Source organism: Vibrio sp. B1REV9, from assembly GCF_905175395.2.
Lineage (GTDB): Bacteria > Pseudomonadota > Gammaproteobacteria > Enterobacterales > Vibrionaceae > Vibrio > Vibrio alfacsensis.
This window is the reverse complement of record NZ_HG992747.1, coordinates 69,384-94,715: the sequence shown is the minus strand read 5'-3', so window position 1 is coordinate 94,715 and position 25,332 is coordinate 69,384. Positions and strand designations below refer to the sequence as shown.

General features: G+C 45.5%; 25 protein-coding genes and 1 pseudogene. 18 read left to right on the top strand and 8 right to left on the bottom strand.

The features are described 5' to 3' along the window. Window positions 1-193 precede the first annotated feature (193 nt). Window positions 194-1,006: a hypothetical protein gene (locus tag KHN78_RS21190; protein WP_210205278.1), complete on the bottom strand. Its 813-nt coding sequence runs from the start codon at window positions 1,004-1,006 to the stop codon at window positions 194-196. A 329-nt stretch (window positions 1,007-1,335) separates the two neighbouring features. Between KHN78_RS21190 and KHN78_RS21185 the strand changes: the two genes are divergently transcribed. From KHN78_RS21185 to KHN78_RS21125, 13 genes are all read left to right on the top strand, one after another. Continuing rightward, complete coding sequence (locus KHN78_RS21185) at window positions 1,336-2,226, top strand: VOC family protein (protein WP_210205277.1); 891 nt, start codon at window positions 1,336-1,338, stop codon at window positions 2,224-2,226. 1 nt (window position 2,227) lies between these two features. Beyond that, window positions 2,228-3,103 (top strand): CoA transferase subunit A, encoded by an 876-nt coding sequence (locus KHN78_RS21180; RefSeq protein ID WP_128813566.1) that lies wholly within the window; start codon window positions 2,228-2,230, stop codon window positions 3,101-3,103. 11 nt (window positions 3,104-3,114) lie between these two features. Beyond that, window positions 3,115-3,945, top strand: coding sequence for a CoA-transferase subunit beta (locus KHN78_RS21175; protein ID WP_210205276.1), 831 nt, complete (start codon window positions 3,115-3,117; stop codon window positions 3,943-3,945). Beyond that, on the top strand, window positions 3,942-4,823 hold the full coding sequence (locus KHN78_RS21170) for an enoyl-CoA hydratase (RefSeq protein ID WP_210205275.1): 882 nt from the start codon (window positions 3,942-3,944) through the stop codon (window positions 4,821-4,823). Before KHN78_RS21175 ends, KHN78_RS21170 begins: the two co-directional genes overlap by 4 nt. Before the next feature lie 5 nt (window positions 4,824-4,828). Then, window positions 4,829-5,923, top strand: a complete 1,095-nt coding sequence (locus KHN78_RS21165; protein WP_210205274.1) for an NAD(P)H-dependent flavin oxidoreductase — start codon at window positions 4,829-4,831, stop codon at window positions 5,921-5,923. Then, window positions 5,924-6,697 (top strand): enoyl-CoA hydratase family protein, encoded by a 774-nt coding sequence (locus tag KHN78_RS21160; RefSeq protein ID WP_210205273.1) that lies wholly within the window; start codon window positions 5,924-5,926, stop codon window positions 6,695-6,697. A gap of 18 nt (window positions 6,698-6,715) precedes the next feature. Next, window positions 6,716-7,867, top strand: coding sequence for an acyl-CoA dehydrogenase family protein (locus tag KHN78_RS21155; protein ID WP_210205272.1), 1,152 nt, complete (start codon window positions 6,716-6,718; stop codon window positions 7,865-7,867). Between the two features lie 8 nt (window positions 7,868-7,875). After that, complete coding sequence (locus KHN78_RS21150; protein ID WP_210205389.1) at window positions 7,876-8,946, top strand: acyl-CoA dehydrogenase family protein; 1,071 nt, start codon at window positions 7,876-7,878, stop codon at window positions 8,944-8,946. Beyond that, window positions 8,946-10,097 carry an acetyl-CoA C-acetyltransferase gene (locus KHN78_RS21145; protein WP_210205388.1) on the top strand — a complete coding sequence of 384 codons (1,152 nt, stop codon included), beginning with the start codon at window positions 8,946-8,948 and terminating at the stop codon, window positions 10,095-10,097. Before KHN78_RS21150 ends, KHN78_RS21145 begins: the two co-directional genes overlap by 1 nt. A gap of 56 nt (window positions 10,098-10,153) precedes the next feature. Beyond that, a complete protein-coding gene (locus tag KHN78_RS21140; RefSeq protein WP_210205387.1) occupies window positions 10,154-11,032 on the top strand; it encodes an SDR family oxidoreductase in 879 nt (292 codons plus the stop codon). Between the two features lies 1 nt (window position 11,033). After that, window positions 11,034-12,623 carry an amidase gene (locus tag KHN78_RS21135; protein ID WP_210205386.1) on the top strand — a complete coding sequence of 530 codons (1,590 nt, stop codon included), beginning with the start codon at window positions 11,034-11,036 and terminating at the stop codon, window positions 12,621-12,623. Between the two features lie 142 nt (window positions 12,624-12,765). Next, window positions 12,766-13,020, top strand: coding sequence for a type II toxin-antitoxin system Phd/YefM family antitoxin (locus KHN78_RS21130; RefSeq protein ID WP_128813576.1), 255 nt, complete (start codon window positions 12,766-12,768; stop codon window positions 13,018-13,020). After that, window positions 13,013-13,282 carry a Txe/YoeB family addiction module toxin gene (locus KHN78_RS21125; protein ID WP_128813577.1) on the top strand — a complete coding sequence of 90 codons (270 nt, stop codon included), beginning with the start codon at window positions 13,013-13,015 and terminating at the stop codon, window positions 13,280-13,282. The genes KHN78_RS21130 and KHN78_RS21125 overlap by 8 nt, the downstream gene beginning before the upstream one ends. Window positions 13,283-13,344: 62 nt before the next feature. On the opposite strand, the gene KHN78_RS21120 is transcribed toward KHN78_RS21125, so the two are convergent. Together KHN78_RS21120 and KHN78_RS21115 are read right to left on the bottom strand one after the other, a co-directional pair. Then, entirely contained in the window at window positions 13,345-13,677 is a 333-nt protein-coding gene (locus KHN78_RS21120) for a PBPRA1643 family SWIM/SEC-C metal-binding motif protein (protein ID WP_128813578.1), read from the bottom strand. A 249-nt stretch (window positions 13,678-13,926) separates the two neighbouring features. After that, window positions 13,927-14,943, bottom strand: coding sequence for a helix-turn-helix domain-containing protein (locus KHN78_RS21115; RefSeq protein ID WP_211919990.1), 1,017 nt, complete (start codon window positions 14,941-14,943; stop codon window positions 13,927-13,929). Between the two features lie 276 nt (window positions 14,944-15,219). Here KHN78_RS21115 and KHN78_RS21110 point away from each other — a divergent pair. The 3 genes and pseudogenes from KHN78_RS21110 (at window position 15,220) to KHN78_RS21100 (ending at window position 18,488) form a co-directional block, all read left to right on the top strand. Beyond that, window positions 15,220-16,344, top strand: a pseudogene (locus KHN78_RS21110) (AI-2E family transporter). Window positions 16,345-16,413: 69 nt separating this feature from the next. Continuing rightward, complete coding sequence (locus KHN78_RS21105) at window positions 16,414-17,475, top strand: HlyD family secretion protein (RefSeq protein WP_210205384.1); 1,062 nt, start codon at window positions 16,414-16,416, stop codon at window positions 17,473-17,475. 11 nt (window positions 17,476-17,486) lie between these two features. Beyond that, window positions 17,487-18,488: a DUF2955 domain-containing protein gene (locus tag KHN78_RS21100; RefSeq protein ID WP_211919989.1), complete on the top strand. Its 1,002-nt coding sequence runs from the start codon at window positions 17,487-17,489 to the stop codon at window positions 18,486-18,488. Window positions 18,489-18,942: 454 nt separating this feature from the next. Here the strand turns inward: KHN78_RS21100 and KHN78_RS21095 are convergent, their stop codons facing one another. Then, entirely contained in the window at window positions 18,943-19,635 is a 693-nt protein-coding gene (locus tag KHN78_RS21095) for an SDR family oxidoreductase (protein ID WP_210205382.1), read from the bottom strand. Window positions 19,636-19,718: 83 nt separating this feature from the next. Continuing rightward, complete coding sequence (locus KHN78_RS21090; protein ID WP_210205381.1) at window positions 19,719-20,915, bottom strand: MFS transporter; 1,197 nt, start codon at window positions 20,913-20,915, stop codon at window positions 19,719-19,721. A gap of 188 nt (window positions 20,916-21,103) precedes the next feature. Between KHN78_RS21090 and KHN78_RS21085 the strand changes: the two genes are divergently transcribed. Then, window positions 21,104-21,985, top strand: coding sequence for a LysR family transcriptional regulator (locus tag KHN78_RS21085; protein WP_210205380.1), 882 nt, complete (start codon window positions 21,104-21,106; stop codon window positions 21,983-21,985). Between the two features lie 45 nt (window positions 21,986-22,030). On the opposite strand, the gene KHN78_RS21080 is transcribed toward KHN78_RS21085, so the two are convergent. From KHN78_RS21080 to KHN78_RS21070, 3 genes are all read right to left on the bottom strand, one after another. Continuing rightward, window positions 22,031-22,783: an SDR family NAD(P)-dependent oxidoreductase gene (locus KHN78_RS21080; RefSeq protein ID WP_210205379.1), complete on the bottom strand. Its 753-nt coding sequence runs from the start codon at window positions 22,781-22,783 to the stop codon at window positions 22,031-22,033. A 10-nt stretch (window positions 22,784-22,793) separates the two neighbouring features. Next, window positions 22,794-23,186: a GlcG/HbpS family heme-binding protein gene (locus KHN78_RS21075; protein WP_210205378.1), complete on the bottom strand. Its 393-nt coding sequence runs from the start codon at window positions 23,184-23,186 to the stop codon at window positions 22,794-22,796. A 106-nt stretch (window positions 23,187-23,292) separates the two neighbouring features. Continuing rightward, the gene (locus KHN78_RS21070; protein ID WP_210205377.1) at window positions 23,293-23,988 is read right to left on the bottom strand and encodes an IclR family transcriptional regulator; all 696 of its coding nucleotides are present in this window, start codon (window positions 23,986-23,988) and stop codon (window positions 23,293-23,295) included. A 240-nt stretch (window positions 23,989-24,228) separates the two neighbouring features. Here KHN78_RS21070 and KHN78_RS21065 point away from each other — a divergent pair, with 240 nt between their 5' ends. Continuing rightward, complete coding sequence (locus tag KHN78_RS21065; RefSeq protein ID WP_210205376.1) at window positions 24,229-25,326, top strand: alkene reductase; 1,098 nt, start codon at window positions 24,229-24,231, stop codon at window positions 25,324-25,326. The last annotated feature ends 6 nt before the right edge of the window (window positions 25,327-25,332 follow it).

The window sequence follows — 25,332 nt, the reverse complement described above, 5'->3', positions numbered from 1 at the left end:
TAAGGGTCGTGCGTTGTCCTTTTGCGTTAATGAGTGATGATAAAAAATCGAGTACGATACGATCACAAAGTAGAGTTTCAGATGTAAACGGGCTGAAAATGACGGCTTTTTTATCGTCTGCAAACACGCAATCATCAATACAAAACGCTTTATTAACCTGTACTTTCATGTTCTTGATAAGGAAACCGCCTCGCTAATAATTCCAATAGTCATCCCATGTATTGAGATCTTTACCTAATTTAGACATGTGCTGAGCATATTTTTTCGTGTCACTACTTCTAAACCATCCTCTATCTAAATCTCTAAGGATATGATCAATCGACGAATTTAGGGCAAGGATGAACGCATTTCTAACCGTGTTCGAATCGCAAATATAGTTCACAGGAGTGGGGTGGAATACGCCATTGAAGTAACCACATAAGAGGTTCTTATGAAAACCGGGTGCGTTATGGCCAAGCAGGTTCACGGTAATTTTACTTTTCTTACGATCGACGTGCTTAAATTGAACATACAAATTACAAGTATCTCCTCCTATTGCTTGAAGAAGTGATGGGTCATCCGACATCCGCACATTCACTTTAAATTTCCAATCTTTGCAGATTTGCTGGTTACGCTGCCATCTGTCCATATTGTGAGAGAAGATTGAATGGAAAGCGGTAGAGTGATAACACCCATGCTTGTTCAGTTCATTTCTTACCGATTCATACTCTTTTTTTCCGCGTAAACATTTCTCCCAATAATCGGGTTTTTTGGGAGGGGCCTGACAACCTTGAGGATGTGATGCGTTACCTGACATGCAACTCGTAATGCTGCATGAGCTGTTGTAACCGCCAGCCCAAGCTGATGGGCTTTTTATCGAGAGTAGTATTGGCGAACTTATGGCTGCGGATCGTATAAAGCGTCTTCTTGAGAAGCGCGAGCTGGGTTCTGCGCTTTCATCGGTTTCACTGATTACCGTCACAATATCTTTATTTTTCGCGGGCTCTTGAATTTCTTTGTTATCCATAACTTTCACCAAGAGGTTTTTAATGGTTGTTTTTTGGTCACATTACACCAGTGTAGCTCAATGATGACGGTTATTCATAAAAAACGGTTTGATAGTCGATTTTCTTCGGTTGTTCGGGCAAGGCGTGGGAATCGAGATGCTGAGTCGGTTTCGTTGTGTTTTGTTGTTCTAACTCTATAAATCATATGGTTATCTAAATTTTGTCATAAAAATTGAGTGCATGACTGAGAAAGATACACGAATAAGAAGAACTTTAGTCTTAATGGACGATGAGTGATTTCCCTAATCTTTTGATAATTGCCAAGGTGTAATAATCAGAGGACGAGAAAATGGATATCAAGGCGCTTGGGTATTTTGTTGCCCAAACTGATGACTTGAATAAGTGGCAGCACTATGCAGAGCAAGTGCTAGGTATGTCCACTCACCCGGCCCCTTGTGGTGGATTGTATATCAAAATGGATGAACGCCCATTTCGCATGCTGATCATTGACGGCAGTGAAAATCGTTATATCGCCTCCGGTTGGGAGCTCGCATCGAAAGATGCCTTTGATGCTGCGATTGAAAGGCTAACTGAGCATCAGGTCGCATGGGAGGTCGCTAATGATGAGCAATGCACTCAGCGTGGTGTCCAAGAGCTTGTTACGTTTCAAGACCCAGCAGGCAACACCCATGAAGTCTATTGGGGATTTTTATCTGGCTGCGAACCGTTTATTTCCCCGCAAGGTGTTCCTCGATTTCTCACCGATGAAATGGGCCTAGGGCACACGGTTTTACCTGCGCCAAACTTTGACGAAACCTATCAGTTTTTAACTGAAGTGATGGGCTTTCAGCTTTCCGATATTTTCAATTTCCGCCCAGCAGAAGACGCGCCAAACTCTCGCATCTATTTTATGCATTGTGATAATCCTCGTCACCATAGCTTAGCGATCTGCGAGTTCCCTGTTCCTAGTGGCTGCGTCCATACCATGGTTGAAGTGGACGCAATGTCTGAAGTTGGACGTGCCAATGATCGTCGAATTGCACATGATGTGCCGCTGTCTGCCACGCTAGGCCAGCACCTTAATGACAAGATGACCTCTTTTTATATGAAAACACCATCAGGCTTTGATATGGAGTTTGGCCATGGAGGGCTCCAAGTTGATTGGGACCACCACCGCGCCTTTGAATTTACCCGCGTGAGCTTGTGGGGACACGATTTTTCGGTCGGACAGGAGCAGTAACATGAATAAAGAAATGACAATTCAACAGATGGTCGATGCTCTTGAAGATGGGATGACAATCGGAATTGGTGGTTGGGGACCTCGTCGCAAACCGATGGCACTGATCCGTGCAATCCTCAACTCCGATGTGAAGGATTTAACTGTCGTGGCATACGGTGGAGCGGATGTCGGGATGTTGTGTGCGGCTGGTAAAGTAAAAAAACTCATTTTTGCCTTTGTATCGCTCGATTTTATCCCCCTTGAGCCTTATTTCCGTCAAGCACGTCAATCGGGCGAGTTGGAAGTGATGGAAATTGACGAGGGCATGATGCTTCTAGGCTTACGAGCAGCCGCATGGGGGTGCCCTTATATCCCAACAGCATTGGGCCTTGGTACCGATGTGCTAACGGTTAATCCTGAATTGAAATGTATTGATAGCCCATATGATGACAAAGAATGGGTTGCCATGCCTGCGCTTAAGCTAGATGTCGCGCTTGTGCATGTTGATCGAGCTGACCGACGTGGCGTTTGTCAGATCAAAGGTCCGGATCATTATATGGATGATTGGTTTACCCGTGCCGCAGATAAAACCTTTGTAAGCTGCGAAGAAATCGTCGACTCAAGCGAGTTTTATAGTGAAGAAGAATCCCGGTATGTGCTTTGGGAGCGCTCTCAAACTACGGGTGTAATTGAAATACCAGGTGGTGCCCATCCGACCTCTTGTGCGCCTTTATATGGTTTTGATACGGCACATTTTAAAGAGTATTCGGCTTTTGCGCGAGATGGTGGTTTTGATGGCTATTACAGTAAATACATTCAAGATCTTGATGAGCAAGGCTACCAAACTCAAGTCGGTGGCTTAGAAAGCATTCGCCAACTTGCCCTTCCAGTTTATTAGAGGACGATACAATGACAGTTGCAAAAGAATATACCCTCGCTGAACTGATGATTTGTGCAGGTGCCGAGGCGTTTCGTCATGATGGAGAAGTACTCGCGACTGGGATTGGTGTTATTCCCCGTCTTGCAGCGAGCTTAGCGATGAGAACCATCAATCAAGATTTGATGATGACGGATTCAGAAGCTTTTTTGCTTTCAGAGCCTAACCCTTTAGGAAAGCGCGGTGACGAGTTCGTGCAGAAGAATGAAACGTGGATGGGTTTCTCACGGATTTTTGACAATGTATGGAGCACAAAACGTCACGCAATGGTTGGTCCGACACAAATTGACCAGTATGGCCAAGCTAATATCTCCGCGTTAGGGAGTGACTACCAACGCCCCAAAGTTCAGATGTTAGGGGTTCGAGGTTTTCCTGGGAACTCGATCTGTCATGCGAACTCATTCTTCGTTCCGGATCACAATCCGCGCGTATTCGTTAAAGGCGAGTGTGACATGGTGGCATCTATCGGTAAAAACCCTGCTCGACTGCCGAAAGGCTATACCTTAGACGACATTGACCTGCGTTTGGTGATTACCAACTTAGCGGTGATGGATTGGCAAGGACCTAAGTACCAACTTCGTTTGTTGAGCGTGCATCCGGGCGTGTCTGTTGAAGAGGTTATTGCGAATACCGGCTTTGATATTTTTGTTCCTGACCACGTTGATATTACGCCGGCACCGACGGTTGAGCAGTTGGAAGTGATTCGCCAACTTGACCCGCATAATAGCCGTGCCCATCAGATTAAGGGCAACCCTCCTGGCGTTCGTGTTGCTGTAAAGCAAGAGCAGGAGAGTGCCGTATGAGTCTAGAGTCCACCATCATTGATGATGTTGTTGAATACCGAGTACAGCAGGGAATTGCGATCGTTACAATGATGAGGCCGCAATACAACAATGCTCAAAATGGTCAAATGACCTACGCATTGGATAGTGCGTTTAAGCGTGCATGTGATGACGATGAGATAAAAGCGATCGTGCTGTGTGGTGCAGGGAAACATTTCTCTGCAGGGCATGATATTGGATCACCTGGTCGTGATGTAGACCAAAGTTTTGACCGAGCAAGTCTGTGGTATGACCATACCAACAAACCAGGCGGCGAATTTCAGTACGCTCGTGAACAAGAAGCGTATTTGGGGATGTGTCGCCGCTGGAGAGAGATGCCGAAACCTACCATCGCAATGGTCAATGGTGCTTGTATTGCGGGAGGGTTGATGCTGGCTTGGGTGTGCGATCTGATCGTGTGTTCAGAAGAGAGCTTCTTTCAAGATCCTGTCGTTCGAATGGGTATTCCCGGCGTGGAGTACTTTGCGCATGTTTTTGAGATGAACCCTCGCGTAGCGAAAGAGTTTTTATTTCTCGGTGAGCGAATGAGCGCTCAGCGTGCTTATGAGCTTGGTATGGTTAACCGCGTGGTTGCGAAAGATGAACTAGAGGCTGAAACGCTCAAAATGGCGGGTAAGATCGCTGAAATGCCTCGACTTGGTTTGCAGTTAACTAAACAAGTGGTCAACACCATTGAAGACATCATGGGCAAACGAACCTCTATGGATATGGCGTTTGGTTTTCATCACTTTGCCCATACGCACAATCAGTTAATTTCTGGCGATAAGCTTTCTGGGTTTGATGCAAAAGCAATGGCAAAAGCCAACAAGCAGCAAGCTAATTCGGAAAGAGCGAGGTAGATGAGATGCTTCAAACAGAATTAACACAACAGTTAGGTTGCCGATTTCCGATTGTACAAACAGCGATGGGCTGGGTATCCGATTCAAATTTGGTGATCGCAACAACGCAGGCCGGTGGCTTTGGTTTTCTTGCTGGTGCGACCATCAAGCCAGAAGAACTGGAAGACGAAATTAAGCGTGTTATTTCCCACACCGGGAGCCGTAACTTTGGCTTGAACTTTCATATGTTTCAGGAAAATGCGGCTCAATGTGTGGATTTGGCGATCAAGTACCAACTTAAAGCGATCAGTTACGGTAGAGGACCAGACAAAGCCACCATAGCTCGGCTTAAACAAGCGGGTGTGCTTTGTATTCCAACGGTGGGCGCGGTTAAGCATGCCATTAGTGCGGTGAAGTTAGGCGCAGATATGATCACTATCCAAGGTGCCGAGGGTGGGGGGCACACAGGCGGTGTTCCATCTTCGATCTTGCTTCCTCAAGTGCTAGATGCGGTGGATGTTCCTGTTATTGCTGCCGGTGGTTTCTCTACAGGTCGAGGCTTAGCTTCAGCTTTGGCGGCGGGAGCGTGTGGCATTGCCATGGGAACGCGTTTTTTAATGACTACTGACTCCCCAACGCCAAGCGTGACTTTGGATCGTTACCTAGCAGTCAAAGATCCACAAAAGATACAAGTGACCACCGCCGTCGATGGGTTGCGTCATCGCATGATAGCCACGTCATTAATTAAAAAGCTTGAAAAATCCAGTGCAATGGGGCGTCTCATGATTGCCCTTTCTAGTGCATGGGAGTGGAAGAAGCAGACCAATATGACGTTGCCACACATGCTACGAGTCTTCCTCAAAGCACTAAAAGAAGATCCTGCAGAACTTTCACAAACGGTGATGGCAGCCAATCAGCCAGTGCTTCTTCAACATTCGATGGTTGATGGGCAGCCAGATCAAGGCATTTTACCGAGTGGTCAGGTGGCTGCCGCAATTGATGAATTAATTTCTGCGGAACAACTTATTCATGGCATTGCTGAAGATGCTGAACAGTGTTTACAACGTTTGTTTCAAGGCAATGCTAACCATTTTATCTACCCCCACAAGGAAGTGAGCTAGATGACACAACAAAATCAAAATGACGCATTTCATACCGTCATTGACAACGGTATTGCGGAACTCGTGATAGAGAAGCCGCCAGTGAATGCTCTCGATAGTCACGAGTGGTTAGCGCTTGCGCAAGCCATTGATATGCTAGGTACCCAAGAAGATGTGAAAGTAATTGTGATTCGTTCACAGGGACGAGGTTTTTGTGCGGGTGTGGATATCAAGGAGTTGGATACGTATCCAGAACGCATTGTTCAAGTGAATGCGGGCAATTATGCCACTTTCAAAGCGGTCCACCGTAGCCCAGTGCCTGTCATTGTTGCCGTACATGGCTATGTATTAGGCGGCGGCATTGGTATTACCGGAGCGGCTGACATCGTCGTTGCATCTGAGTGCGCGACGTTTGCATTACCAGAGGTGGACCGTGGTGCAATGGGTGGTGGTGCTCACTTGCAACGCTTATTCCCAGTACAGAAAGTGCGTTATATGTTTTTTACCGGAGAGACCGTAACGGCTCAAGAAGCGGATCGTTATGGGTTTATTGAGCGTATCGTGCCTCACGCACAATTGCGAGAAACGGCATTGGAGATTGCCAATAAAATAGCTGCGAAAAGCTCTTCGATGATCCGTATCGCAAAAGAAGCATTAAACGGTATTGAAGATGGCGATTTAGAGGCGAAATATCGCTGGGAACAAGGGTTTACATTAGAAGCTTACACTCGCCCTGATTCGGCGGAAACACGACGCGCGTTTGTGGAAAAACGTGAAGCGCGTTTCGATTTGTAATGGAGGACATACACCACCATGGAACTGATTTTTAACGATAAACAACGTGCATTTCGTGACGAAGTGCGTCAGTGGCTAGCGGAGAATGTGCCTCAAGAGCCATTGGCAAGTTATGACACAAAAGAGGGCTTTGAGCAGCACCGAGCATGGGAGAAAAAGCTGTCTGACGCCCGTCTTTCAATGGTGATGTGGCCAGAGGAACTCGGTGGGCGTGGTTGTGATCTAACCGACTGGCTGATCTTTGAAGAAGAATATTATGGTGCAGGTGCGCCGATGCGAGTCAATCAAAATGGCCAGCTGCTGTTGGGATCCACATTGATTGAATTTGGCACGGAAGCACAAAAGCAACAGTTTTTACCGCGTATGGCATCGAGTGATGATATGTGGGCGCAAGCATGGTCAGAACCGAACGCTGGTTCAGATATGGCAGCTATCACAAGTAAAGCGGTGCGCGATGGTGATGAGTTCGTGATTAATGGACAGAAGACCTGGTCGACGCGTGCCATTTTTGCTGACTGGTGCTTCGGTTTATTTCGTAGTGACCCTAACTCCTCACGCCACCACGGATTGTCCTACCTTATGGTTAAACTCGATACTCCAGGGGTGACCATTCGACCAATTAAAGCCCTAAATGGAAAAGAGGCATTTGCAGAAATCTTTTTCGATAATGTTCGTGTTCCGGTTGAAAACTGTATTGGTGAAGAAGGTCAAGGCTGGAAAGTTGCGATGGCAACAGCCGGGTTTGAACGTGGATTACTCCTGCGCTCGCCTGCGCGTTTTCAACAGACTGCTCGTGAATTGGTCAAACTGTTTCATGAAAATAAAGAGTATGCCGAGCAAAATCCAGCTTTGGCAGTGGAAGTCGCGAATGCTTGGTCTGACGCGCAAGCTTATGCGTTATCCGCTTATTACACCGTTGGTCGGTTAAGTAAAGGTGAAAAAATTGGTGCTGAATCCAGTATCAATAAAATCTTTTGGTCAGAGCTGGATTTGAAAATGCATGAACTCGCGATGGAGATTTTAGGGGCTCGAGGAGAGTTAACCGATGATAAACATACACGTTGGCTTGAAGGATTTTTGTTCTCACATGCAGGCCCAATCTACGCAGGAACGAATGAAATCCAGCGTAATATCATTGCCGAGCGCATGCTTGCACTACCTAAAAGTTGAGGTGAAAAATGGATTTTACGTTCACAGACGATCAATTAGCTTTCAAAGAAGCGATCAGTCGTTTTCTCATGACAGAAGCTGCGCCTGAAGTATTACGAGAAATTTGGGAAACTGATTCAGGACGCTCTCCTCAGCTGATGACCAATATTGCTGAGCAAGGCATGCTCGCGGTTTCTGTTCCTGAACAGGTTGGTGGCATCGGTATGGGGGATGTTGCCTGGTCTTTATTGACCCAGGAACTTGGTTACTACTGCATTGCTGATGTAGTCGCCGATACGGGCTACACGGCCGTTGGACTTTTGAGTTCGCTACCGCAGTCCAGTCAGCGTGATGAATGGTTAGAACAAATTGCAGCCGGTGCTTTACGTGTGGCAGTGTCCCATCCCGTCAATTCGCTTGTATCAGACGCGCATCTTGCTGACCTCATATTGATGTTTGATGGTGACGATCTTCATGCCGTTGTGCGTGACCAAGTCGACCTTGAAGAAAGTAAAAGTATTGATACCTCACGTCGCTTAGCCAAAGTGTCATGGAGTTCTGTGCCTGACACAAAATTGATCGGCGGAGAGGTTGGACGAGCGCTTAAGCAACAGCTGTTAAATAGAGGCTCGCTTGCGACGGCAGGGCAATTACTTGGGCTTGCCCAGCGTATGCTCGATCTATCTGTTGATTATGTCGCTCAGAGAAAGCAGTTTGGTCGTGCCATTGGTAGCTTCCAAGCACTAAAGCATCACTTAGCTGACATCGCGAAAGAGATAGAGTTTGCGCGACCTGTTTTGTACCGCGCGGCATACTCACTGGAGTCAGGCCATCCTGACGTGGATTTTCATGTTTCCCAAGCCAAGCTTTTTGCAACCAAAGCCGCCCATTTAGCAGCAAAACACGGCATTCAGGTTCATGGCGCAATGGGTTACACCTGGGAGGTGGATTTGCAAATGTTCATGAAACGGACATGGGCCCTAGAATCTTACTGGGGGTCAAAGGCATTTCATCAACAACGTCTGAATCAATTTGTTCACGGTACATTAGTTCAAGCACTTGACGGTGCAGGTCCATCATCCACATTTGGGAGGGGCTAATGGCACAGGCATATATTGTTGATGCACTAAGAACACCGACTGGGCGACGTAAAGGCAGTCTATCGCACATTCATGCAATAGACTTAGGCGCACATGTTCTTAGAGCTTTAGTGGACCGTAACGCAATACCGGCACAAGACTATGACGATGTCATTTTTGGGTGTGTTGATACCATTGGGTCACAGGCTGGTAATATCGCTCGCACCAGTTGGCTAGCCGCTGGTTTGCCATTGAATGTGCCGGGCACCACGGTTGATCGTCAATGTGGTTCATCTCAACAGGCGATTCATTTTGCCGCGCAGGCAGTGATGAGTGGAACGCAGGACGTCATTGCGGTCGGTGGAGTCCAAACCATGACGCAAATTCCAATATCGTCAGCCATGCTTGCCGGGCAGCCTCTTGGTTTCTCAACGCCTTTTGCTGAAAGTGAGAAGTGGCAAGCCCGTTTTGGTGATGCACCCGTCGATCAGTTTTATGCGGCGCAACGTATTGCTGATCATTGGAATATCTCTCGAGCAGAAATGGAGGCGTTCTCTTTAGAAAGCCACCGAAGAGCCATCGTCGCGCGAGAAGAAGGCGTTTTTGAGCGTGAAATAGTCCCTATTGCAGGTTTGACTGCTGACGAAACGCCAAGGCAAACGTCTGTCGAAAAAATGGCAGAGCTCGATCCTGTTGGTCATGCTTATCCATCTATCACCGCGGCCGTTTCTAGCCAAACGTGTGATGCTTCTTCCGCGTTGTTGATTGTATCTGAAGCCGCATTGAAACGTTACAACTTAACGCCTCGCGCACGTATTCATCACATGAGTGTATTGGGAGACGATCCAATTTGGCACCTGACGGCGCCTATTCCTGCCACAAAAGCAACGTTGAAAAAAGCGGGCTTATCAATGGATGACATTGACATCTCAGAGGTGAACGAGGCTTTTGCATCGGTTGCGATGGCATGGATGAAAGAAACAGGATGCGACCACGAACGAATGAACGTTAATGGTGGTGCGATTGCATTGGGGCACCCATTAGGCGCAACTGGCGCAAGGTTAATGACAGGGTTGCTGCATGAATTAGAACGCCGCGGTGGTCGTTATGGATTGCAAGCCATGTGTGAGGGCGGTGGTGTTGCGAATGTCACTATCATCGAGAGACTTTAATAGACCTCAAGTTGGGGCAATCAGATTTGACTTGAATATCCGGTTAAGGAGAGACAATGGAATTGTGTAAAGGACGCACAGTGATCATCACAGGTGCCGGTGGTGGGTTAGGCAGAGCGTATGCACTCGCGTTTGCTAAACAAGGTGCGAATGTTGTGGTTAATGATATTCGTCCAGATGCGGCTAGTGCCGTTGTGGATGACATTATTACTCAGGGTGGAAAGGCTATAGCGAACAGTCACGATATTACGACGATGGACACCGCGCAATTGATTGTTGATGCGACACTTGAGGCATTTGGCGATGTTCATGTATTAGTGAATAATGCTGGGATTTTAGCTGACAGAATGTTTGTTAGCCTGACAGAAGATGATTGGGATAAGGTCATGCAGGTGCATTTAAAAGGGCACTTTTGCCTTGCTAATATTTTGTCGCGTCGTTGGCGAGATCTTGCGAAAGCCGGGCATCAAATTGACGCTCGCATTATCAATACGACATCGGGCGCGGGCTTACAAGGATCGATTGGCCAGTCGAATTACTCTGCAGCAAAAGGGGGAGTTGCGAGTTTAACGCTTGTCCAAGCCGCGGAGCTCAAGCGATACGGTATTACCAGTAATGCACTTGCGCCAGCTGCTCGCACGCACATGACGGAAAGCGTGATGCCCGATGTCGTTAAAAAGCCTGAGGACGATAGCTTTGACCTTTGGGCTCCGGAAAATGTGGCTCCGCTTGTTGTGTGGCTTGGCAGCGAACATTCGTCTCATGTAACGGGGCAAATATTTGAAAGTCAGGGCGGTCGTATTTCTTTAGGCGACGGTTGGCGTACCGGGGTAACTGAAGATAAAGGCGCAATGTGGGAAGCCGATCAAATCGGCTCAGCGATCGATTCGCTGATGAAGCGAGCGCAGCCTGCCCAAAAAGTGTGGGGGACCTAGTATGGCGAATATTGATCTTAAAGTGGACGATGTTGACCGTCGACGTAGGCAACTGCTTAAAGGCAGTTTGGGAACCGGTGCGTTAATCGCTTCTGGTTTAAGCTTTACGGCCAATGCTTCTGCTGGGAAAAATGCATCCTTGCCATTACCTGAATATGAAAGCTGGGATGTGACCGACATGGCCGCTTTGCTTAAAAGCGGTGAAGTAACTCCGTTAGAATTGTTTGATGCTGCGAGTGCTAGGTTTGAACAGCGTAAACAGTTTAATTTACTGTCGGTTAATCATTTCGAGCAAGCCCGAGAAAGCGCACAAGCACTGAGTAATAAAACGAGTGAAGAGCGCGCTGTACTTTATGAGAAGGCTCCTCTGCTCGGAGTACCATTTGCCCTCAAAGATCTGCATATTCAACTAAAAGATACCATTACAACCAATGGTAGCGAATTCTATAAAGACGCGAGAGCGACACAAAACTCGACACTGACTGACCGCTATCAAGCAGCTGGTCTGAATATATTGGCAAAATTGACCAGTCCAGAATTTGGGCAGACAGCAACGACAGAATCGAAATTGCATGGTGATACGCTCAACCCTTGGGATGTACGCTACTCCAGCGGTGGTTCCAGTGGCGGTTCTGCGGTCGCCGTTGCCGCTCGAATTCTACCTGCTGCTCATGCTAGTGATGGTGGAGGTTCAATCCGAATTCCTGCGGCGCATTGTGGGGTCTTTGGTCTAAAACCAAGTCGAGGTTTGGTGCCTACGGGACCAAAACATATGGAAGGCTGGATGGGATTGTCGGTACATAATGTGATCACGCGTTCAGTAAGAGATACGGCGTCTCTCCTATCGGTGACGACCGGGCAGGAGGCTGGCTCACGCATTCCTCATCAACAGCATGATTATCTGCAGGCGATAACGCAATCGCCTAAGCGTTTAAAGATCGCGATCATGGATTCTCACCCATTTGGGCTACCTATCGACCAAGATTGCTTAGATGGCATTGAAAAAACCGCGGCACTGCTGACGTCTTTAGGTCATCACGTGGAAAAATCCAGCCCTGTACTGCCGATAGAATCCATGTTTAAAGGCATGGGCGTCGCGACATCAAGCGGTGTGCTGCATGCAGTAAGAGATAGAGAGGCGAGCCTTGGCCGAGCGGCGAAAGAGAGCGAGTTTTCTCCTATTGTATGGCAGCATATACAGCGAGCGAAGACGTTCACTGCACAACAAGTTTATGATGCTCGTAGTGCATTTGATCAAGGTGGAAAAGCCTTTGATCAGTTCTTCACTCAGTATGATGTGATCCTGTCACCTGTCACCACCGAGCCGCCACCTAAGATCGGTGAGCTCACGTTATATCAGCCTTATGAAACGTTTGTTCAAGAGGTGATTAAAGCGTCGCCAATTACTGCATTGTTCAATATGACAGGATTGCCGGCAATGTCAGTGCCATTGCATTGGAACGCGGAAAATCTACCTATTGGGATGCACTTTGCTGCTGGGTTTGGCCAAGAAGCATTATTACTTTCCCTTGCAGCGCAGCTTGAATCGGCCTTGCCTTGGCAAAATCGCGTGCCAAGTACCATTTCCTGAATTCATTTCAGCCGACCCCACCCTATAGCACTTTGTGGTAGGGTGGTCTTTTCTGCTTTCGTTCTCTATTATGTTCCATTTACTGTACAACTAAGGCGGTGGCCATTATACTTGTCTTATTAAATGTACATGTGGAGGTTCTATGAGAATCGTATCTTTTACTGAAGCACGAAATAGTTTAAAAGCGGTGTTAGACGGTGTAGTTAATGATGCTGACACGACGATCATTACGCGGAGAGACTCAGAAGATGCTGTGGTGATGTCATTAGATTATTACAACAGTTTGATGGAAACGGTGCACTTACTGCGTTCTCCAGAGAACGCGGATCATCTCAAGCGTTCAATCGCTCAATATCGTGCTGGCCAAGTGACCTCTCGAGACTTAATTGATGAGTAGTCACCAGCGTTTGCTCGCTTGGACTGACGAAGCTTGGAATGACTACCTGTATTGGCAAAATCAGGACAAGAAAACACTCAAGCGTATCAATAAATTAATTAATGATGTAAAGCGCTCGCCCTTTGAGGGGATTGGTAAACCTGAGCCTTTAAAAGAGAACCTGGCGGGTTTCTGGTCACGTCGCATTGATGATACCAATCGTCTCGTTTACGCGGTCGATAACCAGGCGATAACCATTATTTCTTGCCGTTACCATTATTAAAGTAACGATTCTCTTGTAGGGCAATAAACTTAAGCCGCTGATTGAAAGCGGCTTATTTGTCATTACGCACAGCACTTTTTGTATTTCTTGCCGCTACCACATGTGCATGGGTCATTTCTGTTTGGCGTTTTATCAAATACGGTTGTTGATGGCTTGTTTAGTAGTGTGTCTAACTCTACCGTATTCTCTTCTTGATTCGCATCTACGATGATTGTTGCGATGATGCTTTTCTCTTCTAAGATGGCTTCAATAGCAGCCTTACGCTCGTCAGATTGCACTGTTACAGTGATTGGTGCTTCAGCAGTACCAGCTTTTACTGTGCGATTTACGTTGTAGCCCGATAATACGTGATTTTGCCTAGTTTCAATTCGGCCTTTGAAAAACAGTTTAGACATGCTGGAACTCTTTGTTTGTGAGTATCGAATAAAATGAGCGAGGATTATACGCATCATTATGAAATGATAAAGCGATACTTTTTGCTCTATGTGGTGGTTTGAATCGTTAAAAGCGCTGAAGATGAGTCCGCACCTGTGGAATAAGTAATGTTCTTTAATTTGTCCTGTTTTTTTCTTTCACTTTTTAGCTGAATGTGTGTTTTATGTTGCTATAGAGGTCTCATCATTAATTGAATGTTCTTGAGGTATTTAGCAAGCATTATCTCCCATTAAAATTGATTTATGATACTTTTGAGGACTTAGACCACTCACTCGTTTGAATGCGCGAGAGAATTGAGATAAATCAGCAAAGGAAAGCTGTATCGCGATTTGCGTTAAAGGGAAACCCTCAGACATCATTTCTACGGCACAAGTAAACATAAGGCTATCTTTCAGAGCTCTAAAAGTCGCACCTTCATCAGCTAATTTGCGTTGTAAAGTTCGAGTGGACATATTTAAAATCTCCGCTGAACGTTTAACCGTTAAATCCAAATCTTTAGCGTAAGGATACAGCGCTGTATATACCTTATCAGTAAAGTTGGAATGCCAATTACAGTCTAATAAAGGCTTATTTAGTACATGAATAGGCAATGACAAAGCCGAATCAAGCACTTTATCTTCTATGTAAATCTCAAGTTTTGAATGGCCAACAAAGTACTGACAATCATCTGAAACCATGGCTTTATGGTGTTCAACATCTGAGGATTGCACCTTAATCTTAGAAGGCTGCCAATCTGTTCGCGACAGCATTCGTATTAACTCCACGATATAACTGATGGTATACACTTCAGACCAGATGAACTCGGAAGAGTACTGTGGTTTTCTTTGAATCCAATACCATGCTTCGCGGTAGTTTACGTCCAATCCTACGTTAACGTTGGTTGAGTCATGAAGATAGATATGGCTGGTTAAGAGTAGTGCTTCTCTTACGGTCTTACAGTTCCTGAACTCTCCAATCAATCTTTGAACAGAATTGCGCTGAAGTGCCGTTTTCACTAAATGCCGAAACTGCTCGATGTCTAGTCTGTTACCCAGCAAAGACAATAGTTTTTTCACTGAATCGTGAGGTATAAACTCTTCACTCAGCTCCATCAGATGGGAGGGTAACCCCGCCTCTTTGATGATTAAATGTGGGTCAAAGCCTAAACTTTTATACCCTTTAATCAAGTACTGAGCATAACCACACTTAATCAAAGGGACCATAGTTTTGGTATTTGGTTCTCGCATTCTCATTCATCCAACTCAAAATCATTATTAGACAAATCGGAACAAAGAGCTTTGATTGGCGCAAAATGACAAACGGATTGGCATAGAAAATTTATCATGTCCAGAATTGTTGGTTTGATTGTTAATTAAGATTTTGAATTTATTGTAAATGTGGGGGTGTTTTCTGTCGGAATCACTCAGTATTACTCTACACTCATACAAGCATTAGCATGTTAGAAAGTAGGTGGACTGACGCGGTGATTGCAAGGGAACGTCACATTTGCTTAGGAGTTTAGTATGAAAAATAATGAAGATCTAGAAGTGGTGCTTTCTAAAGCTTTTACCAAGTCTTTGATTCGATTATCTACAATAGCATTCATCGTCATTGTTTGCTGTTGGGCGTTTCTACCTTTTTTACCTATATTGCTTTGGGCACTTGTGCTTGCTATTGCGCTTTATCCTGTGCGCCTATTTATCGAGAAAAAGACGAAGTGGACCCCAGCGAGAAGTTCGACAGTCATTGCCCTTATAGGAGTGTTATTGCTAGGTGTGCCTACCGCTTTAGTAGGTAATGCATTTGCCTCCAATGTTCTTCTCGCCTTTGATGCTTATGAGGCTGGAACGCTCGTGGTGCCTGTTCCTGAAAACAGTGTTAAGGATTGGCCGGTCATTGGAACAAATCTTTATGAAACATGGAAAGAAGCTGCAACGGACTTTCCCGGCTTTGTCGAACAACGCCAACCTCAAATTAAGGGGGTACTGAATTGGTTTGTTGAAACAGCAAGTGGTGCGGCGAAGAGTGTATTCTTTCTTATCGGAGCCATCATTATTGCAGGAATCATGCTTGCTTGGGCTCAGCCAGCGACAACATCTATTAAGAAAATTTTCATCAGTTTCTCGGATGAGCAGCGTGGTGGTGAGCTTCATGCGCTAACGACAGCGACGATTCGCCAAGTTGCTATCGGGATCATCGGCATTGCGTTTTTGACGGCAATCGTTTTTGGTCTAACGGTTAACTTTGCTTCCGTTCCTGCTGCGCCGCTGCTTACCATCGTGGCACTCGTTTTTGCTATTTGTCAGATACCTGTCACGTTGGTTGCGATTGTTGCTTCAGTACTTCTTTGGTCTGGTAACGACACCTCAGCATTACACAATACCATCTTCACCATACTCATGATTGCGGCGAGTTTGACTGATAACTTCTTGAAACCTCTGGTACTTGGTTGAGGTTTGGCCGTCCCGATGACGGTGGTATTGATTGGTGCGATTGGCGGTATGATGTCGGGCGGGATACTCGGTATGTTCATTGGCGCAGCATTCTTAGCGGCAGGCTACCAAGTTTTCATGGCATGGGTTGCGACAGAAAATGGCCGTGCAACTCACCCAGCCCTAGAGCAAAAAAGTCTAAGCTCTGAAAGATAACAGTTGATGAGAGTGGTAATACATTTTGCTGCTCTTCCTTTTCCTAATCGAACAGAGTGATTTTAATAAATGGACAGATTTGTAAAGATCGTAGCATGCCTTGCCGTCGTTGTTTTCCTTTGGTATGTCGTTGCCGATAGAACGACGCCATTCACCTCAAACGCTAGAGTTAAAGCTGTTGTAACACCAATCATTCCAAAGGTCAGCGGTACAATCATCGATGTACAAGCCGTGAACACCGAGGCCGTTCAAGCCGGCGCATTACTCGCTAGTATTGATCCACGTCCCTTTGAACTCATCGTCGAAAGAAGAAGAGCAGAGCTCGAACTTGCTACACAAGACGTCGGTGCTTCTTCTTCTGAGGTTCAACGAGCTCAAGCCCAGCTCGCCCGCGCACAAGCGAGCCTTGAAAGTGTAAAGGTTCAAACAGCTCGATGGCTCGAATTGGAACGAAAAAAATTGATTCCAAAAGCAAAAGCGGATGAAGCAAGAGCTAACCTTTCTGATGCACAAAGCGCTGTTGATGTTGCTCAAGCTGAATACAACAGTGCAGCATCTCGTTTAGGAAGTGATGGGGAAGATAACCCAAAGGTGCGCTCAGCATTAGTGAACCTCGCCGAGGCGGAACTTGAGCTAACCTACACCGAGCTAAGAGCACCCTCATATGGCGGCGTGGTGAATCTCTCTGTCGCAACAGGTGCACAGGCACAAGCTGGTCAGCCAGTCATGACTTTTATTGACGGTAGGGATATTTGGATAGAAGCGTACATGACAGAGAATAACGTTGGGAAAATTAAACCAAGTGACACAGTGAGTGTCGTGCTTGATACTCATCCAGGCAAAGTCTTTGATGGGCAAGTTGAAAGCGTCGTCTCCGCGGCTTTTCATGACAACCTCGGTCCTGATGGGCTACCAAATCCTAGTGCGAACTCCAACTGGCTAAGAGATCCGCAGCGTTTCCCTGTACGAATTGTATTGACCGACTATCGTTCGGGGAATTCTGAAGATGATGTGAAATTGTTCCTCAATGGACAAGCTGATGTCGTTATTTATACCGGTGACAATTTCATTATGAATACACTTGGGGCGGCATACATCAGAATCATGTCTCTCTTCAGTTTCCTATATTGATGGGGCGAGTGATGTTGCTATCAGATCCAAAATTGAGGTATGGGTTACGTGTTACGCTTACCCCTTGGTTTGTATTTGTCTCCGGACTAGTGATTGGTTGGAAGCTCTCTTTTGTTGGTGCAGTACTGACAAGTTTGTTCATTCTGAGTCCGAAGCCTGTACCAGTAAAGTACGCCATGAAGCTAATCGCGGTTGCTTACATTTACATGATAGGGTCTTGGTATTTATTTGCGACGATGCGGTTGTATCCCATTGCAACGCTGCTCACCATTTTTGTTGTGGTGTCTCTCTCATATAAAATACTGGTGGTTAAGAAAGACATACTCACCGTTGTGATGGCGCTTCTTGGTGCGTTGTTGATCCCACTGTTGATGAAATCTAATCCGGATATAGCCTGGGATTTAGCTGTCTGGTTGCCTAATAACCTTCTTATTGCGTGGATCGTCAGTAGCGTCGTCTTCTATTTACTTCCTCCAGATGATGCGACATCCACGGCAAAGTCTCCACCTAGTTTTGATGAATCAAGACGATGGCTAAGGCTAAGTGTTGCTTTTTTACCATTTGTAGCTTTCTCATTTATTACAGACAATGTCAGTGCATTCACTCTCACATATATTGCTGTACAAATTACTCAGTTTGCCGCAAATTCGAGTAACAGCTCAAAGATGATAAAAGATGCAATCGTAGGAAATATCATGGGTGGGTTGATGGCTGTGATTGTCTATGAAATTGCAGTCATTGCACCTTTTTTACCACTTGTCGCACTTACACTATTAGTTTGTTATGCCCTGTTATCTCAACAATTGTTGAAAGGAAGCCCGCTTGCACCGACTGCTATGACGGCTTTTACTGTAGTTTGTGGTGTCTCTTTCGGGCCCATTATGAACGATGCAGAAGGGAAGATAATCGTCCGGCTTACCCAGATAGCTTTTGCAATGGCTTATATCTTTATCGCAATGCTGTTTGTCGACCGATTTATTTCTGAGAAGAAATCTAACGAAAATAATGCTTAGTATACAGTAAAGTTGCTCACAATAATCGATGCTATAGTGACCAGTGTTACTAATATTGGGCATTGGTTCAGCGACTTTCCTCTACCGTCATTATTCATGATTTACTAATATTCAGTTGATCAACGTTTATTTTGTTCGGGTCCATCATGGAGAGCACTTTTGATTACCAAGGGCCTTTTAACTCGAAAGTGCCCCATTTCGCGTTAAAGTATTTACTCAGAACAAGAGCAAGCTCGCAGTTTTTCTTTAGAATATTTAATCTGACCAGCCACAGATGTAGGCAATATCAATTTATAGGATCTCATCGTCATCCCAATCCCAGTCAATTTGAGCAATATCACGGGCGACTTTGTGTAAATACCACCCGAGCAAAGCGATAATAGAAAGGATTAAAACTATAAAGGTTAAAAGCATATCATACCCTTAGAGCTTGCATATGACGTAACTACAGGACTTACCATGGCAATTGAGTGCCATCGTAGACAAAAAATGAACCTGAATGCTTAAGTTTTAAATTGTCGATAACATTCAGCATGCCTTTAACACTCTCTTCTACTGTTACCTTGCCATCCTTTCCACCCATATCGGTTTGTACCCACCCTGGATGAATGGCCATAGTCTTCACTCCCACTTCGGATAGCTCACAAGCCAGAGATTTAATTATTTGGTTGAGGGCGGCTTTTGATGCGCGATAGCTGTATCGACCACCAGAGCGGTTGTCATCGATGCTAGCGAGTATTGAAGTCATCCCAATGATGGTTTTATCTTCACCATCAAGAATGTTATTAAGCAAAGCCTGCGTGATTAACATGGGCGCAATGGTGTTGACGTTTAATACATTTATCCACTCCTTTTGCCCCATGTTGCCTAGGCTTTCACATTCATCTCCGCTCACTCCTGCGTTATGAATGAGTACATCAATGGCGATGCCCGCAAGTTTCTCTGTCAAAGTGAGAATATGGGATTCATTACTCACGTCCAGCGTATGAATATCAATCGTTGGATAAGTTTGTGCCAAGAGAGACAATGCCTGAGCTGTGTTGATGTCACGGCAGCATGCAATCACACGCCATCCACGCTGAGCGTATTGTTTAACAAGCTCTAGGCCTAAGCCTCGATTGGCGCCAGTGATAAAAACCGTTTTCATTGTGAGCTACCTAAGTTGATTATAAGTAAGAATTAGCTGGTCAATGCCGAGCCTTGACCAGCTTGAAACCATTGTCGTGATACTTACTTCACAAGTACGTTTGCTTCCGACAAATGAACTTCTGTACGTTTATCAAGACGTCCACTCATTCGAGTAAGAGCGAGCGCAATGAGCACTATCACAGCACCTATCCAAGGGGTATGCATTAAGCCCATTTCTGACACAATCATACCGCCTCCCCAAGAGCCAAGCGCAATACCCACGTTAAACGCCGCAATGTTTAGACCAGAAGCAACGTCTACCGCATCAGGAGTGTATTTTTCAGCCAGTTTAACCACATAAACTTGTAAACCAGGCACATTACCGAATGCAAAGGCCCCCCAAACTAAGATGGTCGCTACCGCTGCGATAGGGTTAATGGCAGTAAAGTTAAATACAACTAATACGGTGGCGAGTCCCGCAAAAATAATCGTCAGCGCCTTAATTGGCCCCATCTTATCGGCCATTTTGCCGCCCCAAATATTACCAATCGCCACGGATACGCCGTATACCAGCATGATTAGGCTGATTGCATTGGCGCTGAATCCTGTTTCCTGTTGCAAAATTGGAGCAAGGAAAGTGAAAGCGGTAAAGGTACCACCGTAACCGAGTGCTGTGATTGCATATACCAGTAGTAACCTTGGTTGAGTGAGCACTTTTAGCTGCGATGACAGTTTCGCGGCAGCAGGCTGTTTTAGGTTGCTTGGTACTAAGAACGCACTACCAATCAACGCAATCAGCCCCAACAACGCAACAATCAGAAACGTCGATTGCCAACCAAAGGTTTGACCGATGTAAGTACCGATCGGCACGCCCGTTACTAATGCCACGGTTAAGCCTGTGAACATAATCGCAATCGCACTTGCCGCTTTTTCTTTAGATACTAGGCTTGTCGCAATCGTAGAGCCGATAGAGAAAAAGACACCATGGGCTAAACCAGTCAAAATGCGAGCAACGATAAGGGTGTTGTAACCAGGTGCTTGCCATGCCAATAAGTTGCCAATCACAAACAATGACATAACGGTAATGAGTACATGCTTACGGTTCCACTTTCCCGTTAGTGCAGTTAAGACAGGTGCGCCAATCGCAACACCGAGTGCATAAAGGCTCACCAGCAGTCCTGCGGAGGGTAGTGAGACGTTTAGGTCAGAAGCCATGGTCGGGATCAATCCCACGATCACAAACTCCGTCGTTCCGATAGCAAAGGCGCTGAGCGTCAATGCGAGAAGTGCTAATGGCATATCATTTACTCTCTTTTGTTAGGTTCTAGTACACAGCAGCGAATGTGCTTATTAACGTGTCGCACTGCCGTGATTTGATGGAGAGATTTTGCGTGGTAATTACTTTGCAAAAAATAGGTTATTTAACAAATGATATTTGCTATAAATGCAATAATTAAACGAAACTGTTGAGTAAATGGTAGGCAAGCATGCGCACGAAATCGGACGATTTAGAAATTCTACTTACTGTCGTTGATACTGGTGGATTTACTGCGGCGGCAGAAAGTCTCGATATACAGGTGGCACGCGTATCACGAGCGGTGAGTAAGGTAGAAAGCCAACTTGGCGTGACGATATTAAACCGAACCACAAGACGGATTGAATTAACGGATGAGGGGCGGCAATTCGTTGAGTCGGTGCGAATAGGGCTGATGCAATTACAGCAAGCGGAAGACGAGATCATATCCCGTGGGGAATTACCCAAAGGGCGGCTGCGTGTTGATGCCGCCAGTCCATTTGTGTTTCACCAGTTAGTTCCACTCGTTCAGCCATTTAATCAAGCCTATCCTGATATTGAGTTGGAGTTAACTTCTAATGAAGGTTTTGTTGATTTGCTAGAAAAGAAAACCGATATCGCTATTCGCATCGGTGCTTTAAGTGACTCAACGTTACATGCAAGGCCTCTTGGCAGAAGTTTACTTTATATTGTGGCTTCACCTGATTATTTATCAAAGCGTGGCTTTCCGAGTAAGAGTAGTGATTTGGAACATCACGATACCATCGGATTTTCAACACCAAAAACACTCAACGAATGGCCTCTGAAAGGATTTTCAGGACTGACTCCCACGCTGACCTCAAGTAACGGTGAAACGGTAAGACAACTCGCTTTGATGGGAAATGGAATCGCCTGTCTATCGGGCTTTATGGTGAAAAAAGATATTGCGGAAGGAAGGTTAATTGCGTTGTTAGAAGGTGAAAAAATCAGCAACTCAGGTAGGGAGCAAATTAATGCTGTCTACTATAAGTCTTCTTCTGTTGCCAAGAGGATTTCTGCTTTTATCGATTTTATTCAGCCGAAACTGGATCTGTAAATCGCACCAAGCGAGGCCATTGCCGACCTCGCTTTTATGTCGTTTTTATTGTATCGGTTGACCAGTATGCAGCTCTAAGCCACCAGAAATAGGTAAGTTGATGCCATTGCATGAGCTTGATGCATCAGAGGCCAAGAAGTACATTGCTTCAGCGACTTCCTCTGGCGTGCAGATCCTGCCTAGAGGGTTGGCCTGATTAAATGTGTCAATCACTTCTTTGGCGTTGGCAAGAAACATTGGAGTAGCGCAAGCGCCAGGGCATACATTGTTTACTCTAATGTTATATTTACCATAATCGAGTGCCATCGCTCGGACTAAGTTAACAACTGCTCCTTTTGCTGCATTGTAGGCTGCCATCTGATGATCCCCATTCAGTCCTGATACTGAAGCAGTATTTACAATAGTCCCTCCACCTTGTGCAATCATGTTTGGTACAAAGTATTTACTCATCAAAAATATCGATTTCACATCAACATTAAACAATAAGTCCCAATCTGTCTCTGTTGTTTGATGTAGTTCGCCACCACGCCAAACCCCTGCATTGTTGATCACACTGTCAACTCGTTCAAAGTTGTTAATTGCAAACTCGGCTACCTGCGAGACCTGTGATGCTTGAGTGATATCACACTGTTGAAAATAAACCTCAGTAAAACCTTGGCTTTGAAGTTTCAAACATTGCTGTTGCCCGTGCTCCTTGTTGGTGTCGATCATCAGAACGCGCCAATACTTTTCTAGAAACAACTTACTAGCCGCTAGCCCCATGCCAGAAGCTGCGCCAGTAATCACTACCGTTTTCATCTGGGTCTCCTTATTGACGAGCTGCAAGTTGTGCAATGGCTTCATCGGCTTCAACGGTCGCTCCTGCAACCCCGATAGCCCCAATGACATTACCTTGCTCGTTACGAAGGATCACACCACCACCAAAGGAAATAAGTCCTCCATTCGTGGCTTCAAGTGTATGAATCGCACCTCCAGGTTGTGCGATCGCACCAAGCTCAGCACTATTGGTTTGGAAAAGCGCTGCTGTTCTGGCCTTTTTTATTGCCACATCAATCGCGCCGAGCAACGCATTATCCATGCGTTCAAAATGGACTAATAATCCAGCCTGATCAACGACACTGACACAGATGTTAAATTCTTGCTTTTTCGCTTGTTGTGTAGCTATCGCAGCGATCTGTTTTGCTAAGTTGAGAGAAATCACAGGCGTCTCCTAATTATGATCGTGAATGACGGGATTAGTTTAATTAGATAAATCCTAGGAGGGATGCGATTCGAGGGAAAAGTAAATAAGATTCGATAATGTCGAATTACTTCAGAAATACTTGAGCGAAATGACGCAATTTTGCCTCCGTGAGTTCATCAGCAGCACCACTTAAACCCGCAGCCGCGACAAGGTCACCATTCATATAAAGAGGAATAGCCAAACAGTGCAGCCTAGGCTCTGCTTGCTCTAGATCCAATAAAAATCCTTGTTGGGAAATCTGCTCAATTTCCATCTCCAACCATGGTGTTAACGCACCTTGCATTCTTAGTATTCTTTTTAGTTGAGGGTTAAAAGAAACAAATATTTTACCAATGGCAGAGTCAATTAAACTTTCTCGGCGTCCTCTTGGGCTTCGTATCGTCAAGGGATTATCTTTTTCTATTGCGTCGATATAAAGGTACTCATCAGCCCCACTTTGGATTGCGAGATAAGCTGTGTTATTGGAAAGCAGTGCCATTTTCTTTAGAAGTGGGTAAAAATGGCGACGAACAAGTTCGTCTCGTTGCTCGAGTGGCTTAGATAGCTCTCTCAGCCTTAAACCGAGTTGGTATGCTTGTTTGGTACGTTCTACATACCCTAGTTTGACTAACGTTGCGAGCAGTCCATATACGGTTGTTTTCGCTAATTTGACTGATTGTGTAATGTCTTGCAGAGACAGTGGTGATTCTGCGAAAGAGAGTGTTTCTAAAATCATGAAACCGCGCTCCAACGACTGAATGGTTTTGCCCTTAGTATCCATATTTCTCCTTAACAACAGTGAAAAGTGAAGGTACCTATAACTCGTTTTAGACAAACATATTCGTCAATGTCCCCTAACACAAGATAATGAAAGCATGCTTTATAGGGAGGTTATATTAAGTTATTTCTTCTTCATTGAATCAAATTGTTGCAATTTTAACAAATATCATTTGTCTTTGTTGCTATCAATGTGGTGCGTTGAGTTTGTTAATATCCCTCTCAAGAAATTAGAGGGCTTATTATGTCTAGATCACTTTTTCAACCTATCCAATTGGGGGCGTTGACTCTCAAAAACCGCATCGTCATGCCACCGATGACGCGATCCAGAGCAACTCAACCTGGGGATGTTGCTAATGAAATGATGGCGACGTATTACGCTCAGAGAGCCAGTGCAGGTTTAATTGTCTCCGAAGGCACACAAATTTCACCGAGTGCAAAAGGCTATGCGTGGACGCCAGGTATTTATTCTCCTGAGCAGATAGCAGGCTGGCGTAAAGTAACTCAAGCAGTACATGCAGAAAATGGCGCTATTTTCGCGCAGCTCTGGCATGTGGGCAGAGTCACTCACCCAGATAACATTGGTGGTGAGCAACCGATTTCTTCATCAGCGTTAAAAGCGGAAAACGTAAAAGTATTCGTTGATAATGGCAGTGATGAACCTGGCTTTGTTGACGTCGTGCAGCCTAGAGCAATGACAAAAGCGGATATTCAACAAGTCATCGCAGATTATCGTCAAGCGGCATTGAATGCCATTGAGGCAGGCTTTGATGGCATTGAACTTCATGCGGCGAATGGTTATTTGATCAACCAATTCATAGACTCCGAAGCTAACAGCCGCAGTGATGAATACGGTGGTAGCCTAGAAAATCGTCTTCGTTTTCTTGATGAAGTCGTTGCAGCATTAGTTGAAGCGATTGGCGCTGACCGTGTAGGCGTGCGTCTTGCTCCTTTGACTACCTTAAATGGCACCGTAGATGCGAACCCCATTGAGACCTATACCGCTGCTGCTTCGTTACTGAATAAGCACGGTATTGTTTATCTGCATATCGCCGAAGTTGATTGGGATGACGCCCCTGATACGCCAGTCTCTTTTAAACGAGCCTTGCGAGAGGCTTACCAAGGCGTTTTGATTTATGCAGGTCGTTATAAGGCGGAAAAAGCGGAACAAGCTATTGGTGACGGACTGGCTGATATGATCGGCTTTGGTCGGCCTTTTGTGGCGAATCCAGATCTTCCTGAACGATTACTTCATGGCTATCCGTTCGCAGAGCACGATCCGAACACCTTGTTTGGTGGCGGTGAAAAAGGGTTGATTGATTATCCAACGTATAAAGCTTAAGGGGGA

Bases quoted from the DNA above. Each gene is read 5' to 3' on its own strand.
- KHN78_RS21115 (WP_211919990.1), bottom strand. From the start codon at position 14,943: ATGCGAGAACCAAATACCAAAACTATGGTCCCTTTGATTAAGTGTGGT.
- KHN78_RS21150 (WP_210205389.1), top strand. From the start codon at position 7,876: ATGGATTTTACGTTCACAGACGATCAATTAGCTTTCAAAGAAGCGATC.
- KHN78_RS21180 (WP_128813566.1), top strand. From the start codon at position 2,228: ATGAATAAAGAAATGACAATTCAACAGATGGTCGATGCTCTTGAAGAT.
- KHN78_RS21185 (WP_210205277.1), top strand. From the start codon at position 1,336: ATGGATATCAAGGCGCTTGGGTATTTTGTTGCCCAAACTGATGACTTG.
- KHN78_RS21145 (WP_210205388.1), top strand. From the start codon at position 8,946: ATGGCACAGGCATATATTGTTGATGCACTAAGAACACCGACTGGGCGA.
- KHN78_RS21130 (WP_128813576.1), top strand. From the start codon at position 12,766: ATGAGAATCGTATCTTTTACTGAAGCACGAAATAGTTTAAAAGCGGTG.
- KHN78_RS21135 (WP_210205386.1), top strand. From the start codon at position 11,034: ATGGCGAATATTGATCTTAAAGTGGACGATGTTGACCGTCGACGTAGG.
- KHN78_RS21175 (WP_210205276.1), top strand. From the start codon at position 3,115: ATGACAGTTGCAAAAGAATATACCCTCGCTGAACTGATGATTTGTGCA.
- KHN78_RS21125 (WP_128813577.1), top strand. From the start codon at position 13,013: ATGAGTAGTCACCAGCGTTTGCTCGCTTGGACTGACGAAGCTTGGAAT.
- KHN78_RS21140 (WP_210205387.1), top strand. From the start codon at position 10,154: ATGGAATTGTGTAAAGGACGCACAGTGATCATCACAGGTGCCGGTGGT.
- KHN78_RS21065 (WP_210205376.1), top strand. From the start codon at position 24,229: ATGTCTAGATCACTTTTTCAACCTATCCAATTGGGGGCGTTGACTCTC.
- KHN78_RS21105 (WP_210205384.1), top strand. From the start codon at position 16,414: ATGGACAGATTTGTAAAGATCGTAGCATGCCTTGCCGTCGTTGTTTTC.
- KHN78_RS21070 (WP_210205377.1), bottom strand. From the start codon at position 23,988: ATGGATACTAAGGGCAAAACCATTCAGTCGTTGGAGCGCGGTTTCATG.
- KHN78_RS21155 (WP_210205272.1), top strand. From the start codon at position 6,716: ATGGAACTGATTTTTAACGATAAACAACGTGCATTTCGTGACGAAGTG.
- KHN78_RS21100 (WP_211919989.1), top strand. From the start codon at position 17,487: ATGTTGCTATCAGATCCAAAATTGAGGTATGGGTTACGTGTTACGCTT.
- KHN78_RS21095 (WP_210205382.1), bottom strand. From the start codon at position 19,635: ATGAAAACGGTTTTTATCACTGGCGCCAATCGAGGCTTAGGCCTAGAG.
- KHN78_RS21090 (WP_210205381.1), bottom strand. From the start codon at position 20,915: ATGCCATTAGCACTTCTCGCATTGACGCTCAGCGCCTTTGCTATCGGA.
- KHN78_RS21120 (WP_128813578.1), bottom strand. From the start codon at position 13,677: ATGTCTAAACTGTTTTTCAAAGGCCGAATTGAAACTAGGCAAAATCAC.
- KHN78_RS21160 (WP_210205273.1), top strand. From the start codon at position 5,924: ATGACACAACAAAATCAAAATGACGCATTTCATACCGTCATTGACAAC.
- KHN78_RS21080 (WP_210205379.1), bottom strand. From the start codon at position 22,783: ATGAAAACGGTAGTGATTACTGGCGCAGCTTCTGGCATGGGGCTAGCG.
- KHN78_RS21085 (WP_210205380.1), top strand. From the start codon at position 21,104: ATGCGCACGAAATCGGACGATTTAGAAATTCTACTTACTGTCGTTGAT.
- KHN78_RS21165 (WP_210205274.1), top strand. From the start codon at position 4,829: ATGCTTCAAACAGAATTAACACAACAGTTAGGTTGCCGATTTCCGATT.
- KHN78_RS21190 (WP_210205278.1), bottom strand. From the start codon at position 1,006: ATGGATAACAAAGAAATTCAAGAGCCCGCGAAAAATAAAGATATTGTG.
- KHN78_RS21170 (WP_210205275.1), top strand. From the start codon at position 3,942: ATGAGTCTAGAGTCCACCATCATTGATGATGTTGTTGAATACCGAGTA.